Source organism: Streptomyces sp. NPDC002054, from assembly GCF_040296685.1.
In the GTDB taxonomy this organism is placed as follows: domain Bacteria; phylum Actinomycetota; class Actinomycetes; order Streptomycetales; family Streptomycetaceae; genus Streptomyces.
The window spans coordinates 16,804-33,579 of the sequence record NZ_JBEOXT010000019.1; the positions used below are offsets into that span (position 1 = coordinate 16,804).

Annotated in this window: 13 protein-coding genes; 5 read left to right on the top strand and 8 right to left on the bottom strand. The window is 71.6% G+C overall.

The features are described 5' to 3' along the window. Window positions 1-3 precede the first annotated feature (3 nt). Both ABT123_RS19365 and ABT123_RS19370 read left to right on the top strand, forming a co-directional pair. Window positions 4-591 carry an ArsR/SmtB family transcription factor gene (locus tag ABT123_RS19365; protein ID WP_351315813.1) on the top strand — a complete coding sequence of 196 codons (588 nt, stop codon included), beginning with the start codon at window positions 4-6 and terminating at the stop codon, window positions 589-591. A 160-nt stretch (window positions 592-751) separates the two neighbouring features. Beyond that, entirely contained in the window at window positions 752-2,413 is a 1,662-nt protein-coding gene (locus ABT123_RS19370) for a HEAT repeat domain-containing protein (RefSeq protein ID WP_351315816.1), read from the top strand. A gap of 88 nt (window positions 2,414-2,501) precedes the next feature. On the opposite strand, the gene ABT123_RS19375 is transcribed toward ABT123_RS19370, so the two are convergent. The 5 genes from ABT123_RS19375 to ABT123_RS19395 all read right to left on the bottom strand — a co-directional run bounded on the left by ABT123_RS19375 (window position 2,502) and on the right by ABT123_RS19395 (window position 8,825). Continuing rightward, complete coding sequence (locus tag ABT123_RS19375) at window positions 2,502-3,533, bottom strand: RNA ligase family protein (RefSeq protein WP_351315819.1); 1,032 nt, start codon at window positions 3,531-3,533, stop codon at window positions 2,502-2,504. Next, window positions 3,523-4,518 (bottom strand): MBL fold metallo-hydrolase, encoded by a 996-nt coding sequence (locus ABT123_RS19380; RefSeq protein WP_351315822.1) that lies wholly within the window; start codon window positions 4,516-4,518, stop codon window positions 3,523-3,525. Before ABT123_RS19380 ends, ABT123_RS19375 begins: the two co-directional genes overlap by 11 nt. A 254-nt stretch (window positions 4,519-4,772) precedes the next feature. Beyond that, a complete protein-coding gene (locus tag ABT123_RS19385) occupies window positions 4,773-5,564 on the bottom strand; it encodes a hypothetical protein (protein WP_351315825.1) in 792 nt (263 codons plus the stop codon). 33 nt (window positions 5,565-5,597) lie between these two features. Then, on the bottom strand, window positions 5,598-6,362 hold the full coding sequence (locus tag ABT123_RS19390) for an LmeA family phospholipid-binding protein (protein ID WP_351315828.1): 765 nt from the start codon (window positions 6,360-6,362) through the stop codon (window positions 5,598-5,600). Window positions 6,363-6,431: 69 nt separating this feature from the next. Next, a complete protein-coding gene (locus ABT123_RS19395; RefSeq protein ID WP_351315831.1) occupies window positions 6,432-8,825 on the bottom strand; it encodes an MMPL family transporter in 2,394 nt (797 codons plus the stop codon). 105 nt (window positions 8,826-8,930) lie between these two features. Here ABT123_RS19395 and ABT123_RS19400 point away from each other — a divergent pair, with 105 nt between their 5' ends. Together ABT123_RS19400 and ABT123_RS19405 are read left to right on the top strand one after the other, a co-directional pair. Continuing rightward, window positions 8,931-9,650 carry a TetR/AcrR family transcriptional regulator gene (locus tag ABT123_RS19400; RefSeq protein ID WP_351315834.1) on the top strand — a complete coding sequence of 240 codons (720 nt, stop codon included), beginning with the start codon at window positions 8,931-8,933 and terminating at the stop codon, window positions 9,648-9,650. A gap of 354 nt (window positions 9,651-10,004) precedes the next feature. Next, entirely contained in the window at window positions 10,005-11,354 is a 1,350-nt protein-coding gene (locus tag ABT123_RS19405; RefSeq protein ID WP_502970998.1) for a M1 family metallopeptidase, read from the top strand. Window positions 11,355-11,370: 16 nt separating this feature from the next. On the opposite strand, the gene ABT123_RS19410 is transcribed toward ABT123_RS19405, so the two are convergent. Further along, window positions 11,371-12,060: an N-acetylmuramoyl-L-alanine amidase gene (locus ABT123_RS19410; protein ID WP_351315837.1), complete on the bottom strand. Its 690-nt coding sequence runs from the start codon at window positions 12,058-12,060 to the stop codon at window positions 11,371-11,373. Between the two features lie 609 nt (window positions 12,061-12,669). Here ABT123_RS19410 and ABT123_RS19415 point away from each other — a divergent pair. After that, entirely contained in the window at window positions 12,670-13,740 is a 1,071-nt protein-coding gene (locus tag ABT123_RS19415) for a DUF5954 family protein (RefSeq protein ID WP_351315840.1), read from the top strand. A gap of 395 nt (window positions 13,741-14,135) precedes the next feature. On the opposite strand, the gene ABT123_RS19420 is transcribed toward ABT123_RS19415, so the two are convergent. Together ABT123_RS19420 and ABT123_RS19425 are read right to left on the bottom strand one after the other, a co-directional pair. Further along, window positions 14,136-14,420 (bottom strand): hypothetical protein, encoded by a 285-nt coding sequence (locus tag ABT123_RS19420; protein WP_351315843.1) that lies wholly within the window; start codon window positions 14,418-14,420, stop codon window positions 14,136-14,138. A gap of 444 nt (window positions 14,421-14,864) precedes the next feature. Continuing rightward, complete coding sequence (locus tag ABT123_RS19425; protein WP_502970991.1) at window positions 14,865-15,956, bottom strand: PP2C family protein-serine/threonine phosphatase; 1,092 nt, start codon at window positions 15,954-15,956, stop codon at window positions 14,865-14,867. Window positions 15,957-16,776: the final 820 nt, after the last annotated feature.

A 16,776-nucleotide genomic window follows, 5' to 3' on the forward strand; every position in this document is an offset into this window, starting at 1 on the left:
GCCATGGCAGAAGAACAGCCCCCCGAGCACGGAAGTGATGCCGACCACGACGAGACCGGCCGCGACGAGCAGGACCACCTTGTGCTGCGCTCGCCCGAGCAGTTCAAGGCCCTCGGGCATCCGGTGCGTCACCGCATGGTCAATGCGTTCCGCCAGCGCCCCGCGACGCTGCGCCAGCTCGCCCACGCGCTGGGCATGAGCAAGGGCACCATCGGCTACCACGTACGCGTGCTGCGCGAGGCCGGACTGGTCCGGCTCGCCGAGACCCGTCAGGTGCGCGGCGGCACCGAGCAGTACTTCGCGCTGGTCAGCAAGAGCTTCAAGCTGCACCAGGACGCGGCGGTGGGCCCTGAGTTCCTCATCAATGCCGCACTCGGCGAGATGCTGCCGGGAGGGCCCGGTCAAGCCTCGCACACCGCGCTGCGCCACCTCTGGCTCACCGAAGCCGAAGCGCACGCGCTTGAGGCCCGGCTGCGCGCGATGGCCGCCGAGCCGCATCCGACGGACCCCGCGCATGGCGAGCCGTACGGGCTGCTGTTCAGCCTCTTCCGGGCCAACGTGCCCAGCCTGCCGCCGGACGACGAGCACTGACCGCCCGTAGGGACCGGTCGAACGGCCCCTCGTGCGCCTGCTCGCGAGCGTTGTCCGTACTGCCGACGGGGGCGGTGGGGTAATTGCCGCGCTGCACCCTCTGCCGCAGTGGCAGGATGCCCCGGACGCGGGATGGACACCGGGAAGCGAGGCGGGGGACATGCTGGAGGGTCTGGACGCGGTGGACTGGCGCGGGTTGGAGGCGGTGGGGCCGGACCACCCGGCCACCGACGTGCCGAAGGTGCTGCGCCGGATCGCCCGAGCGGACGCCACCACCAGGCCGGAGGCCGTGGAGCGGGCGTACGGCGACCTGCAGGGTCTCCTCCTGCCCCTGGGACGGGTCACCGGCGCAGGCACGGCCGCGCTGCCGTTCCTGGTGGATCTCGCCCTCGACCCGGATACGGCCGCACGGCCGGACCTGGTCGAGGTGCTGGCGGACCTGGCCCACAACGGTGAGACCGGTGAGGCCGGGGCAGTGGACTCCGGATGGGAGGCGGCCTGGCAGCGGCAGTGGCCCCGGCTGCGGACGCTGTTCGACGACCGGGATCCCTTGGTGCGGCGGGCCGCGCTACGGCTGATCGCCGGCCGGACCGCCCCCCTGCTGGAGCGGTGGCACCAGGAGACGGACCTCTCGGTCCGGGTGACCGTGTTGCTGGCACTGGGCGAGGCCGCGGCTGCCGAGGACCTCACGGGTTCGACGTACGCCGAGGTGCGCGCGGTGCTGGACGGCGTCCTCCACGGCGAGAACCCGGTGCTGCGCGTGGCGGCCGTGATCGCCACAGCGCCGCTGGACCCGCAAGCGGCGCTGCGTGCCTCCCCCATGCTGTTGGAACTCCTCACCGATCCCGCACTCGCCCCGGAGTTCGGGAAGGTCTGGTACACCCTGGACTGCGAGTACCCGTACGACCGCAACGACGTCGCCTCCTGGGCCCTGCAACTGCTACGGCTCGACACGGCGGTGGCGACCTCGTTCGTGGCCGGGCTCGCCGAGGCCGGGAGCCGGATCGGCGACGCGGAGCTGCGCCGGTGCGCGCTGGACGAGGCGTGGGGGCTGCTGGTGGCCCGGCCGTCCGCGGCCGAGGCCGTGCTGCCGCTGGCGGCCGGTCTGCTGGCCGATCCGGACGACGACGTGCGCTACAAGGCGGCCCATCTGCTGGCCGTGCTCGGCCACCGGGCAGCCCCGTACGCCGACCGGCTCGCCGCCCTCCTCGACGACCCCGGCGAATCGCAGTTCTTCGACGGCACCGTCGGTGACCACGCACGGTGGGCCCTGACCCGGATCGGGGACCCGCGCGCCCTGCCCGATCTCGTCGAGCGGCTCGTCGCGCCCTACCGGGACATGCAAGGCCGGGGCTACTGCATCAGTGACCCGCGGCAGCCGGACGTCGCCGACGTACTCCGGCCCCTGCACGCACACGCCGGAGTGCTGCTGCCCGCAGTACGAGAAGCCCTGAGCGACGAGGTCGCCCGCGCGGGCTGGCTGGTCCGGGACCTGCGAGAGGTACTCCACGCGTGGGGAGAGAGCCCGCTGCTCCCCGGTGAGCCCGGGCCGTACCCGCAGCCATGGGAACCACCGCCGATGGAACCGGCACAGGCAGAAGCAGCGGTGCTGGCATACGCCGCCGACGGACAGCTGCACGGGAAGTTCGCCACCGCCCTGAGCACACTCACCCGCCACGGACACCTCGCCCCACCGGTCCGGGAAGCACTCGAGGCACAACGGGCCGCGGATTGCCGACTGTCGGAGTACGGCGACTACCGGGCGCTCCTCCAGGACGAGGAAATCCGCGCCCGGATCGACACGCTGCTCGCGCTGCCATAGCCGTGGTGGCCCTGGGTGTGGTGCCCTGGGTGCTGTGAGCTGCTCAAGGAGGCCCAGCGGCTGCGCGACACGTCGGCCGGGCTCTGCATCACCGGGCCCGGCGGTCGGCAGCGTCGAAGCGGGCGAGTGCGAGCGCGCCGGGGCGCAGCGCCCGCTCCAGGGCCTGGGCGAGGCCGTCGTCGAGGCCGCCGAGGGCCTCGGCGGCCTCCTCTACCGTGTCCCGGGCGATCTCGGCGGCAACCTCCTCGGCCGGGGTGCGCGGGCCCAGCTTGCTGACGGCTGCCGCCGCCCGGGCCGGGGTGAGTAGCGCGGCGACCTGGCCGAGGAGCCAGCCGGGCACCCCCGCCGCGCCTTCGGCGGGCGCGCGGTACGGGCGCGAGCCGTCGAAGCGCTCGTCCTCGGCGAAGGCGGGGTGCTTGAACTTGGCCACCGGGCGGGCGGCCGGGCCGGCGTCGGCGCCGTCGGGGGTCCCCCACTCCTCGGCGGGCTTGACGACGAGCCCCTCCGCCAGGTTGTCGGGCAGTTCGGGCAGGCCCAGCAGAGCCGGTACCCGGGTCGGGAACACTGACGTCCGCTCCTGCACCTGGGCGAGCGTCCCGCGCGCGATCAGCGGGGCGCAGTGCAGGCCCGCGGCGTCGGCGGCCTCCCGCAGCGCCCGGTCGCCGGCCCAGCGGGTGCCGCCACCGGCCGTCTCGACCGTGGCGTCGAACGGCATCCAGAGGAGCCCCGGCGCGTACCAGACGCCGGTCTGCACCGGCTCCGTACCCGGCGAGGGCGGCACGTCCGGGTGCGGGTAGCGCCCGCCGGCCAGTTCGCCGTAGACCGTGACCGGTGCCGAGGGGTCGCTGCCATACGTGCGGCGCAGGGCGGCGGCGCAGCGGTCCGCTGCGACGGCGAGGGATGGCCAGATCCGGCCCACGCCGAAGAAGTCGTCGAGGCCGCTCTCGCCGAGCAGTTCGCGGCGCTTGGCCGGGCGTACTCCGGCCCGGTCGCACACGACGGCGAAGTTCGCCCCGTGGACCTTCTCCAGCGCGACCCACTCCCGGGCCGCCCGCGCCTCGCCCAGCCGAGCCCGGGAGGGGATCTTGGGGTACGGTGACCAGCCGCTGTCAGCCGCCATGCCGACCGCCGCCGTGCTGGTGCTGTTCGGGCAGCCGGCTGTCGGGGTGCGCCCACAGCAGCACGTTGTCGGGGCACGCGTCGCCGAAGAAGTCGAGGACGTCCTGGTCGGAGTGGCGCAGGCTGAAGTGGGTGAGGACGAAGAGGGTGTCCGGGTGGGCCTGGACGACGGGCCGCAGCCGGCTCCACACGGTGTGCCCGACCCGGTCGGCGCGATCGAGTTCGGCGTCGTCGAGGTAGGTGCACTCGGTGATGATCACCGGGTACGCGAAGAGCCACGGGTTGTCCTCGAAGACGCTCACGTGGGTGTCGCCGAGGAACGCGAACAGTGGCTTGAGCACCTCGTGTTCCACCTCGGCGCCCTCCTTGCGGCGCTGCGCGAGGATGCGTCCGAATTCGGCGCCGCCGCCCCGGCCCTGTGCGGCAAAGGAGCGGCGCAGTTCCTCGTACTGGGGCAGCAGTTCCCTGCGGCGCTCGGAGAACGCATAGCCCACGCAGGGCACCTTGTGCGCGCACTCCACCACCCGTACGTGGTGTCCGCGGCGGCCGAAGGTGAACTCGTCGCCGCCGCGGACCCCGTGCAGCCGGCAGTTCGCGGCGAGGGCGGGGTCGTAGGCCGTGCCGTGGTTGAGTTCGGCGGAGGCCCGCAGGTAGCGCTCCACGTACGGGACGGCTGGGGCGGGCAGGTGGATGTCGACGCCGGCGGGCCGGGCGGCGAGGTAGTCGATGTCCTTGGAATGGTCGTGGTGGGTGTGGGTGAGGAAGACGGTCTCCGACTGACGGCCTTCCGCGAGGCCGGCGTCGAGCGCGCAGCGCAGTTCGGGGATGTGGAAGAACGTCTTGTCGTTGGCGCGGGAGTACCCGGTGAGGGTCAGCTCGGTGCCGGGTATGCGCCAGGTCTTCCACTGGCGGAACGGGTGTCCCCGCTCGAGCCGTTCGGGGTGGGCGGGGGTCCGTTCAGGGGTCCGCTCGGGGGCCTGTGACATCGGTGCCTCCGTCGGACCGCCGTGATCAAGGTGAGGGCCCGATCGTAGCGGGCGGTGCGGCGGGGCGCCCCGTTGTTTTCCGGGCGGGCGGCACGGTCAATTCTCCGGGGGACGCGGCCTCGGCGCGCCGAGCCGGAGGCGGCGGGCGAAGCGCACCCACCCGTCCCGTGCGGCGGGTCCCGCTGCGTGGGCGAGCACCCGGTCCTCTGGAGCGTCCGTATCGCCGGCTTCCGGCAATGTGTTGGTTCTTGACGTCAGACGGGCCAGGTTCCGAGCGCGCGGGCGAGCCGTTCGTTCTGCTCCCGGGTGATGCCCTGGGCGAGCCTCACGTCGACTCGCGGGCTGCGGGGGTCATCGCTCCGGAGGATGCCGCCGAAGCCTTGCTCGTCAGGCAACCACCAGCCCATCGGGTCCCATATGGGGTGGTCCACGAGGAGTTCCGCCACGCGCGGAGCCCTGCTGACCGGCGCGCCGACCCGGATCAGCGCCTCGGCGATCACGTCAGCTGCGTCCTCGCCCTCCAGTGCCTCCTCGTCACTCATCGCCGGCAGCAGGAGCAGCAATCGGGCGTGGGGATCGTGGACGCCCGGAGCATCAAGGTCCGGAGTACCGGCGATGTGGGTCAGTTCCCGCCAGGAGATGCCGGGGCCTTCGCATGCGCCAATTCCGGCGAGACTGCCGTGCCGTCTCCAGTCGGGGTGGGTGACGATGTACTGCGTCCCCCCTCTTCTTTCGTAGGGTCGGTTTATCACCACTGCGGCGTGCCCGCCGCCGAACGGGATTCGGATGACGGGGCAGTTGCCCTCGTCCACCAGCGCTTTGGACACGACTTCGGCGTCGGCCGCGTCCGCGCCGAACCACTCCGGAGTCGGTGGACCCTCGTACTCCTCCGGGTCACACATCCACAACAGGTAGGCGGCCCAGAACCCCGGGTGGGAGACAAGTTCCTCCCCGACCACCAGCGGGTCATCGTCAAATCCGTTGATCAGCACCTGGCAAGACTGCCAGCACCCACTGACACACCGCACACCCACGAGCAGGGACACCAGCGTCCCGCCGGGCGGTCACGGGGCCGCGGGTCAGGTGAGGTTCACCCGGCGGGCCTCGGCGTGGGCGGTGATGCCGTCCGGGCCTACGGTGATCTCGGTGGGGCTCAGGCCCAGCGGGAGCGGCGGCAGTTGCCGGTGCTCGCGGGACAGGGCCCCCGCGATGGCGGGGGCGGTTGGATCGAGCGGGCGGCCGGCCAGGGTTGCGCTGTCCGCGTGCAGGGTGACGACGCCCGCGTCGAGGCGGGGTTCGGCCGTGATGACCAGGGACATACCCAGCACGCCGCTCTCGATCCGCAGCCGGCCGCCGCCGGCGTCGGAGAGCCGGAGCTCCCGGTCGCCGGCCGTGCCGAGCGCGTCGAACGGTGCGGTGAACGCGGCGTCGACGGAGTCCGCCGCGTAGCCGCCGGGCTGTTCGGACACCCGGTGGAGGTCGACTTCGGCCTTGACGGGGATGCCGTCGGGCGTTCGGGCATCTCCCGTGACCCGGACTTCGGGATGCTGCCCACGGGCGGCGTGCAGCAGGAACGGGTGGCCCTCGATGGTGACCTCCGGCGAGGTCAGGCCACTGCCCTGGCGGGCGGCGATCCGGTCGGCGAACCGCTCTTCGCCGAGCTGGCGAGCCAGGGCATCGGCGGTGAGCAGGAGGGCGGCCACGAGGACGGTCACGGCCGCCGCCCGCCGGTACGGGCGGCTCGAGCGGCCCGTGCGGCCCGTACGCGGGTTCCGGCGCTCGGGGGCGGGCGGGGACGCGGGCACGTGCGGCGACGCGGGCGCGTGCGGGGTGCGGAACGGCATGGGTCGGTACCTCGGGGTCGGGTCGGGGTTGAGGGTTCGGAGGTTCGGGTCGCGAGGGGGCGGGGCGGGTCAGGACGTGGGAAGGCGGTCGGCTCGGGAGCCGGCGGCGGGTTCGGGCAGTTGGGGCGCGGGCTTCGCCGGGTGGGCGCGAGGGCGCGGGGCGGGCGTGGGGGTGCCCTCTATGTCCACGCGCGGCAGGATCCGGTCGAGCCACGCCGGCAGCCACCAGTTGCGCGACCCGAGCAGCACCATGCTGGTCGGGACGAGGAGGCCGCGTACGACGGTGGCGTCCAGGGCCACCGCCGCGGCCAGTCCGATTCCGAACATCTTGACCACCGGGTCTTCGGACAGCAGGTAGCTCAGGAACACGCAGAGCATGATCAGCGCAGCCGAGCTGATGATCCCGGCCGTACCGGTCAGCCCCTCCACGACCGCGCGCCGGTTGTCGCGGTGTCGCAGATAGGACTCGCGCACGGCAGTCAGCAGGAACACCTCGTAGTCCATGGAGAGCCCGAACAGTACGGCGAACATCAGCAGTGGGACGTAGCCCGGGATCGGCACCGGCCCGTCGAGGCCGAGCAGGTCGGCCCCCCATCCCCACTGGAACACCGCGGTCAGTACGCCGTACGAGGCCGCGACCGAGATCAGGTTCATGGCGGCAGCCTTCGCCGCGACCACGGGCGCGCGGAAGGCGAGCAGGAGCAGCAGGCCGGCGACCAGGACGACGGCGGCGATGATCACCGGCATCCGGTCCGCGAGCCGGGCGTTCAGGTCTGCCTGGGCGGCCGTGGGCCCGCCCACATGGGTGACAGCCCCCGTACCCGCGGTGGCCTCGGGCAGGGTGGTCCCGCGCAGGTGCTCCACGAGGGCGACGGTCCGCCGGTCGCCGGGACCGGTGGTGGGGGTGACCTGCCAGAGGACGGTACGGCCGTCCGGGCTGATGCGTGCCGGGCCGACCGCCTCAATCCCGGGGGTCCGCGCGAGGGCCTCGGTGACCGGGGCGACGCGGTGATCGGAGGGGCCCTCGGCCGCGGTGGGCAGGGTCTCGGTCACCTGGACCGGGCCGTTCGCGCCTGGTCCGAAGGCCTCGGCCAGCTGCTCGTACGCGGTGCGGCTCGCCGTGCCGGCCGCCTTGTCGCCCGCGTCGAGTTGGCCGAACGTCAACTGGGCGGCCGGCGCTGCCAGGACGGCCAGCAGGACCAGGCTCGCGAGCAGGTAGCGCCAGGGCCGGTCGGCCACGTGCGCGGCAAACCGCCGCGCACGCGCGTGCGCAGGCTCGGTGGCGTCGGCGGCGCCCTCGCTGTCCTCGATGTCGTCCTCGACGTGCTCGGAGCCGGTTGGCGCGGAGCGAACGGCGGGCGAAGCGGGCGAAGCGGGCGGATCCGCCGGGCCCGGCGCGGGCCTCGTCGCGGCGAGCCTCGCCTGCGCCCACCTGCGCTCGCGGCGTCCGCCCGTACGGTGACCCAGGCGGTGGCCCAGCAGGGCGAGCAGGGCCGGGAGCAGGGTCAGGGCGGCCAGGACCGCGACGAGTACGGCGATGCCGGGGGCCAGCGCCAGGGCATGCAGCAGCGGCAGCCCGCCGAGCGCCAGCCCGGCCAGCGCCGCCGCCACCGCGCAGCCGGCGAAAGCGGCGGCCTTACCGGCGCTCGCCGTCGTATGCCCGACCGCCTCCGGCACCTCGTGCCCCTGTGCCAGGAGTGCACGGAAGCGCGTGAGACAGAACAGGGTGTAGTCGATGCCCACGCCGAGGCCGATCATCGCCGCGATGGTGGCCCCCGACGAGGGCATGTCGAGGAGGTGCCCCACCAGCCCGATCACCGACAGCGAGACCACCAGCCCGAGGACCCCCACCAGCAGGGGCAGCCCTGCCGCGAGGATTCGGCGCAGTGTGAGGAAGAGGATCACCGCAGCCGCTGCGAGACCGATCAGTTCACTGTGTGCGGTGGACCGCTTGTCGACGGCCGCCGCGAGGTCGCCTCCTGCCGTGACCTCGATACCCGCCCGGCGCGCGGGTTCTGCGGCCGAGAGCACGGCCTCGCTGATCTCCGGGGTGATGTCACGCCCCGTCACATCCAAGCCGACGGACAGGTAGGCGGTGTGCCCGTCCGCGCTCATGGCCGCGCCGCCCGAAGGCCCGTACGGCGTGGCCACGGCGACCACGTGGTCCGCCTTGGCCACGTCGGCCGCGGCCTCCTCCACCGCCCGCCGCGCGGTCGAGGAGGTCAACTCCGGGCCGTCCGGCGTCGTATGCAGGACGATCGGCTGGTTGCCGGACGGGGGTCCGGGGAGGGTCTCGGCCGCGTCCCGGGCCGCCTGACTGTCGCTGCCGGGGATGACCACGGCCTCAGTGGTGACGCGGCCGTGCAGGGCCACGGCTGCCACCACGGCGATCACCACGGCCGCCCACACGGCGAGGACACGTACGGGTCTGCGGGCGCACCACCGGCCCAGGGCGAAGAACATCGTGCTGCGTACCCCTCCACGGATCCACAAATGAAGTTGCACTCCGAGTGCAGATTCACGGTTGCACTCGGAGTGCAATAATGTCAATCGGAGAGAGGAGCCCAGGTGGAACGGCAGGGCGAGGAGCAGAACCGGCAAAGGCGGGGGCAAGAGCCGGAGCAGGGGGCGCGGGACAGCCGGCGGCCGGGCTTGTCACCCGCCGGGGCCAGGGACGGCCGGGCCGAGCGCGGCCGGCAGACCCGCGAGAAGATCGCCGACGCGCTGCTCGCCCTGCTCGACGAGGGCATGACGGAGTTCCCCGCCGACCGGGTCGCCGAGTACGCCGGCGTCTCGCGCCGCTCGGTGTTCCACCACTTCGCCGACATGGCCCAGCTCGTGGACACCGCCATCACCCGTCGGCTGGAACAACTTGCGGCGCAGATAAGGCCATTGCCCACCGAAGGGCCGCGGGAGACGCGTGTCGCGGCGCTGGTCGAGCAGCGCTCCCGGATCCTCGAATGGATCACCCCGGCCCGGCTGGCGATGATCCGCATGGACAACCCCTCGGAACGGATCCGTCAGGTCACCGCGGACGCCTTCCGCGATGCCCGCGAGCGCCTGGAGGCGGTGCTCGCCGAGGAACTCGACCGGCTCCCGGCCCGGCAGCGCAGGGACCTGGCCGACGGGTTGGACGCGGTGACCACGTGGGGCGCCTGGCACCACTGGCGGTCCACGGGACTCGACGCCGAACAGGCGCGGCACGCCATGGAGGCCACCGTGCTGAACCTGCTCGCCTCCACCGACCCACCGGGCCGCACCCCGGCCCCGCGGGACGACTCGGCCTGACCACCCCGGCGTGCCGCGGAGACGGTGATCAGGGAGACGGTTGCGTCCACGACCACACCGCCGCGCTCCGCGCCCCGACCGTGCCGTTTCGTCCATGGCGCTCCCATCGGTGCAACCTGGCCGGCGGCATCCGGGCCGTGCCCGCCGGAGGGGTCATGCGCACGGCGTGGCGGGGTCGGGGTGCCTGGGGGCTGGGTCATGATCGGCTGCGTGAAAACTTCCGGACGTCTGACCGCCCTCGCGGTCGCGGGCCTGCTCGCCGCACTCCCCGCGTGCTCGGAGCCCGACGGTCGTGCCGGCGGTGGGGCGGGTGCCCGTACCGGCGCGGATGCGAGTGCTGGTGCCCGTACCGGCGTGGACACCGCTCGGGCGGGGGCTGCCGGCGCGGTGTTCCGTGGCGGGCGCCCCGCTGCCGCGGGCGCCGGGGACCCGTATTTTCCGGAGCTCGGCAACGGCGGCTACGACGTCACCCACTACGCCCTGACCCTCGCCTACAACCCCGACGACGGCCGCCTCGAGGGCACCGCGGAGATCACCGCGAAGGCCACCGCGGACCTCAGCGCCTTCAATCTCGACCTCCTCGGCATGGAGGTGCTCAGCGCCACCGTCGACGGCCGCACGGCTCAGGTTCGGCGGGACGGGCAGGAGCTGACCCTGCAGCCGCGCGATCACGTGAGGAAGGGCGCCGCCTTCCGCAGTGTCGTGCGCTACGCGGGCACGCCGGAGCCGATCACCCATGACCACGGGTGGCGCGAAGGCTGGTTGAGGACGGACAACGGAGCAGTCGCGTTCGGTGAGCCGACGGGCTCGATGTCCTGGTTCCCGGGCAACCACCACCCCTCGGACAAGGCCTCGTACGACATCACCGTCACGGTCCCCAAGGGCGTGCAGGCGATCTCCAACGGGCAGTTGCGCGCCCGACGCACCAGCGGCGACCGCGCCACCTTCCGCTGGCACCAGGCCGAACCCATGGCCAGCTATGTGGCGACCGTGGCCATCGGCAGCTACGACATCCAAACCTCCCGGACCCGGTCGGGCGTCCCGGTCGTGTCGGCGATGGACACGACCGCGGGCGTGGACGAGGACGGAGCGATCCTCGGCCGGTTCCCCGAGATCATGGAATGGGCAGAGGAGAGGTTCGGTCCCTACCCCTTCTCCGCCGCCGGGGTGATCGTCGATCAGGCGGCCGGTGTGCCCTACGCCCTGGAGACCCAGACCAGGCCGACCATTCCGGCCGACATCTTCCACACCACCAACGTGGTACACGAACTGGCCCACCAGTGGTTCGGCAACTCCGTCACCCCGCGGACCTGGCGGGACATGTGGCTCAACGAGGGCTTCGCGACCTATGCCGAGTGGCTGTGGACCGAGGACCACGACGGCGCCAGCGCCCAGGACCACTTCGACCGCAACCACGCCAAGGCCGCGGACGACGACGAATGGGACTTCCCGCCCGCCGAGCCGCCGACCGCCTCGGACATCTCCCGCCAGCCGGTGTACGTGCGCGGCGCGATGGTGGTCCACAGGATCCGCCAGACCGTGGGCGACAAGGCCTTCCGTGCCCTGGTGCGCGGCTGGACCCTGCGCCACCGCCACGGCCACGCCTCCACCGACGACTTCACCGCGTACGCGGAGGCCAAGACCGGCCGGGACCTCGACTCGATCTGGGACTCGTGGCTCTACGGCGACGGCAAGCCCGCGTGATGGGCTCGACACGGTGTCAGGTCCTGACGCGCTGATGGGCGGTCTCGACGAGCTGCATGTACTTGTCCCAGTTCCACACGGGCCCGGGGTCCTCGTGAGTGGACAGCGGGACCTCGACGTGGCCCAGGATGTGGTCCCGGTCGGCCGGCACGTCGTACTTCGCGCAGATCGTGGCCGTGAGCATGGCGGATGCCTCGTACATCCCGTCGTTGTACACAGGCTGGTCGACCCAGCCTTCGTGCTCGATGCCGATGCTCCGGCGGTTGTGCCACACGCTGCCGGCGTGCCAGGCGACGTCGCGCTCGCGCACGCACTGGGCGATCCGCGTGCCGTTTGCGCTGACCACGTAGTGCGCGGACACCCTCTCGGCGGGGTCCCTGAACATGCGGAGCATGGTCGGAAAGATGTCTGTTGTCAGGTGGATGACGACGTATTCGATGGGATACGACTCGGGACGGTCGGAGGGCGTGTAGTTGTCCTCGCAGGCTTCGATCCAGACGGCGGGGGCGTAGTCCACCGAATGGTCCGGACGCACGGTCGCAGGCGGCCCGGCGGCGGGGGCCTTGCGTACGGGGCTCGGGAGCGCAGCCTTCGCCTTCTCCACGGGCTGGATCAGCTGCGGCAGCCCGGCAGCGGCCAGAGCCGTACCCGCTGCGCCGGCAGCACCCCACAACAGCCGTCGACGGCTGAGCGGGCTGTCTTCCATGGCCACCACTCCTCATGAGGTCGAGCATGCAGAAGACGGCACGCCGCTAATCGTGACATCACGACATATAGGCGGCACGTCCCGTAATCTGATCCTTCACCAGCCCCCGCACCCCAGCAAGCCGATCCCCCACCAATCGGCGCACACCCTCACCTCTGACCGGGCCGGTTCCCGCTGGCAGACGTCACCCCGTTCCACTGCCGTACGGGCCGCCCTGGGCGGGGTGCCCCGCGACTGTCGGTTCACTCGGCTGGCCAGGACCCGTCCGGTCGGTGTTGGCCCTACGCCAGGCGGGGGCACGATCAAGCCGGACAGGTGATGAGGCGATGGGGGGGTGAACGGGAGGGGCCGACGGGAGAGGCACCGCAAGGTGCTCAGACCGCTGCGACGAGCCGGGCTCGAGGTGATTCCCGAGGCGGTTCCGGCTCCTCGGCGAGGGACATCATAGGGCCGGCGCGGACACGTTCCTCGGTATTCACCCCAGCCACCCTGACGTCCATGCCGGCCGGCCCTGAACGCCAGCGTCCGGCTCACCGCCACGATGTATGGATCGGGTGGCGAATCGGCGAATCACCCACGGTGCCGTGGAGGAGGTCTCAGGATGGGCGTATGGACCGTGGGGATATGGAACCGGGCGGGGCGCAGCCGATCGTGGTGCGGGTGCCGGTGGAGCCGGTGGAAGCCGCGATGGAAGCAGACGCGGTGGACGCCGTGAAGCGTGCGGGCAATCTGCTGGTGCGGGGCCCGCTGTTCGGGGTGGCGGCTCAGAGTGCCGGGGACGGGCGGCGGTGGCGGGTGGTGATCGCGATGACGTCCGGCTGTCCGCAGCAGGCACGCGACAGCCTGAACTCGCTGTTGTGGTTCCGCGCGAAGGACGAGGCGAAGGACCGTCAGGAGCGGCGCGCTCTGCTCGCGGCGGTCGCCCGGCTGGAAAGCGAGCGGGTCGACAACCTCGAAATTGCCGGAACCCGGTACCGGGTCGTGCGCGCGGAGGAGTACGCGGTTGCAGGCCCGGAGGGCATGGAAGAGCCGCGCCCGACCGATCCGGAGCCTCTCCTCCCCGACTGGTCCCGCAACACCAAGGGGCCTGAGGTCGACGACGGACTGGTCCTGGACCCGGACGCGCCGGTCACCCCCACCCAGGCCCTGGAGCGGCTGGCGCTACGCGGCCTGGCCTACACCGGCCGGCGCTTCCCCGACGATGTCCGTGCCGACGCGCAGCGGGCGCTGGACTCCCACGACGTCCTGCTGCTGCCGGCGGCGTTCACGGTCGTGGAGCGGTCCGCGGGCGGCTGGGAGCCGGTCAGCGGCCCACACGCCACTCCACACGACGCCCGCACGTCCCTGGATTTCGCCCTGACGTGGGCATGGCCCCGGATGCGCGGACTCATCCCGTACGACGCCGACCCGGAAACCGATGCCCGCACCTGGACAGACGGCGGCGGAAAGCCGACCGAGGAGCTGGCTGCGTACGTCGCAGCCTCCGACACACTCCGGGCCGGCCGCGTCAACCGACTGGAAGTCCAAGGCACCGTGTACCAGATCGCCCGCACCCGACGCCTGCTCCGATGGGGTTCCGATGGACCCGAAAGCCCCCGCCCATCCGACGTGAACACCCAGGACCCCATGCGAATCCATCTTGAGCTCGACGAGGACGGCCACGTACTCCCCGCAGACTGAACAAGCCCGGCCGGCACGAGGGCGTCGGCGTGCTCAGGCAGGTACGGATGAAGGGGTCGGGAGCTGGTGGGCTCAGGCTTCATCGAATGGTTCATCGCTATACCTGAACCAGGCACGTCCGTCACTGATGTGCAGGAGGAACTCCGCAACCGGACCCGACGGAGCCACGAGTGCCAAGGCGCCCGCGATCCGGTCATAGGAGTCGTCGAACCGCTCGTACTCCTCCGCCTCCAACAGACCCAGCGACTCATCGAACCAGGGCCTCACTTCTCCGAACGCCGGTGCCGGAACGAAGTGCCCTTCAACCAGCTCTCCGATCCACTTCCTGCTGTCGCTGGCAGCCTCTCACGGTGGGACGGGACGGAGCGGGCGCGCCAGCGCCCTGCTCATCTATCTCACGCGGAAGCCACGACCTCGCCGGCCATGACCTGAGGAGGGTTGGGGAGCAGTGACGCAAGGTTTTCCCGCACGAACTCTGCCGCCCTCAATACCGATTCCTCGGCACCGGCCCGATCCTGGAAGACGCTGGTCGAGACCATCACTCCGTCCCCGGCATCGACCCAGTAGTAGGCCACGAAGCCGGAGACCTGCCGCATGAGCGGCACGAACCCTTCCTTCACCAGGCGTCCTGCCTCAGTCGGATCGCTCACCCCTTCGTACCGCCGGACTGCTGCGTACATCGTCGAGCTCCTCACTGGGGTTACGCGTTCGTCACCTGCTGAGTCCTCGTACCCCTAAGACAGCGGCCTGGCCCGTCAGAGGTCCGGCAATCACCTGAAGGGCGGGCTCAGGTGATCCGAAGGGCGGCTTCCGCCCTCCTCGCCGGCCGAGCTACGGGAGAGGAAGTGACCCGCCTCACGGGCGCAACTGCCCACGGTGATGACCGTGCTGACGAATGCGCGTCCGTCGTTCGTGCCCACCAGCGCGCCGCCGCCACCGGGGCCTGCGGGGCCGCACGCCCGGCTTCGGCCTCGAGGCCTACAAGCAGCGGAACACCGTCGAGCGGTGCGTCAACCGCCTCCAGTGCCGCATCAGCCAGCGTTCGCCTCGGTCCGCTCGTGGCCGCTGTCAGCCGAGATCGGCAATATGCCTGACTTGGTGCGAGCAGACTGGGACTCCGTGCCTCAGGGCTCGCACACGCGTACGGCGAGGGCGGCGATGTCGTCGTCAAGGCGTCCTCTGCTGTAGCGGAGGAGGTCGTGGTGAAGAGCCGTGAGGAGTTCGCGGGGCGGTGTCGGGGGCTGTCGACGCATCCAAGCTGCCAGCGGGAAGAACTCGCCGTCGCGGGCGCGGGCCTCGGCGATCCCATCGGTATAGAGGAGCAGCAGGTCGCCGGGGGCGAAGTCGAAGGTGTCGACGTTGTAGTGATCGCCGATCAGCTCCGCGAGGCTGAGCAGCGGCGAGGGGGTGGCGGGCTCGAGGACACGGAGTTTCCTGCGGTTCAGGAGCAGCGGCGGGGGGTGTCCACAGTTGAGGATGTTGATACGTCTGCCCTCGTGCGGGATCTCGGCGAGAAGCGCGGTGGCGAAGCGCTCCATCGGCCCGTCGGGGGGAAAGGCGGCGTTGTAGCGGGTGCTGCTGGCGTCCAGCCTGCGTGCGACGTTGACCATGTCGGTCTCGCCGTACGCCGCCTCCCGGAAGGCGTTGACGATCGCCGCTGCCGCCCCCACCGCCGGCAGGCCCTTGCCCCGCACATCACCGATGAGCAGCCTGACCCCGAACGGCGTATCGACCACCTCGTAGAAGTCCCCGCCGATGCGGGCCTCCGCGGCGGCTGCGAGGTACAGCGACTCGATCTCGACGTTCCCCAGGCGGCGTGGCATAGGGCTCAGCACCACCTGTTGCGCTGCGTCGGCGACGAGCCGTACCTGAAAGAGGGTGCGCTCCCGCTGGAGCCGGACATGGCTTCCGTACGCGGCGGCCACGGTGACTGCGATGATCCCCGCGGCCGTCCACCACGTTCCCAGATCGGGGAAGACGAGGCTGAGGCCGATCATCAGAAGGAGGCAGACCGTCCCGAGGAGGACGGTGGGGAGGACCGGCCACATGGCGGCGGCCAGGGCTGGTGCCGCGGGCAGGAGTCGGCTGAAGGCCATTTCCGGCGGAGTGGCGTAGGCCAGGCTGGCGATCACGACGGTCAGAATGACCGGCGACAGCCGCACAAGCCACCCCCGGCCGTAGCGCCGACGGAGCTGCGGCCGTCCAGACTCGATCACATTTCCCATAATATCTGCGCAATAGGGGCATAGCGCTCTGACGAACAGAGTCGGTCGGCTGGCCGCCTCTCCTCCCGCTCCACAGTCCATGAGCACCCCCATGGCCCGCGCCACTCAAACTTTGCTGTCACCGATCAGCCCCTGCCGGCGCAGGACAGCCATCAGACCTACGGCCTGTGACTCGGCGGGTCACTCGCCTAGATAATCGAACGTATGTCGTAGTGGGGAGGGGTGAGACCACCGTTCCGCTTCCCCGATGACCTGCTCGCCCCCCGCATGGCGTGGCAGCAGACCTACGCTGATCTCGCGCAGGCCCCCGCCGAGACCGGCACGACCGCGCTGCGGCGCCGACTGATTGTCCCCTCCGGCCGCCTGCATACCCACCTCTAGGAGCGCCCCCGCCGGCTGGCGGGGGGCGGCGTAGAGCTGCGCCGGGCCGCCCGCAGCCACACCCTGGCTCCGGCAGAATCCAGGTATCGCAGCATTACTGCAGTGGTGGCACCGTGCTACCCAACGCCCCTGAGAACAGCTACCGGTACGGGGTGATGAAGCTCCAGGCGCGTATCACGGCCTGGGGTTCCGGGTGGAGTACCGCCTGGGGCTCACCCGGACGGAGCCGGAGCGCTCTCGAGCTCGGGGAACTCCTGCTCAAGGAGAGCCGGTACGAGGAAGCGATTCCGTACCTGGAGGCGCCGGCCCGGTACCTCAAGGGCGAGAGGAACCTCGACGCTACGGCCATGCAGTCGAAGCTGAGGCGTGCCAGAACGCGGCTTGAACGCCGGCGGCATGAGGCTCCTCGTCAGCAGAAGCGGAGCCGACG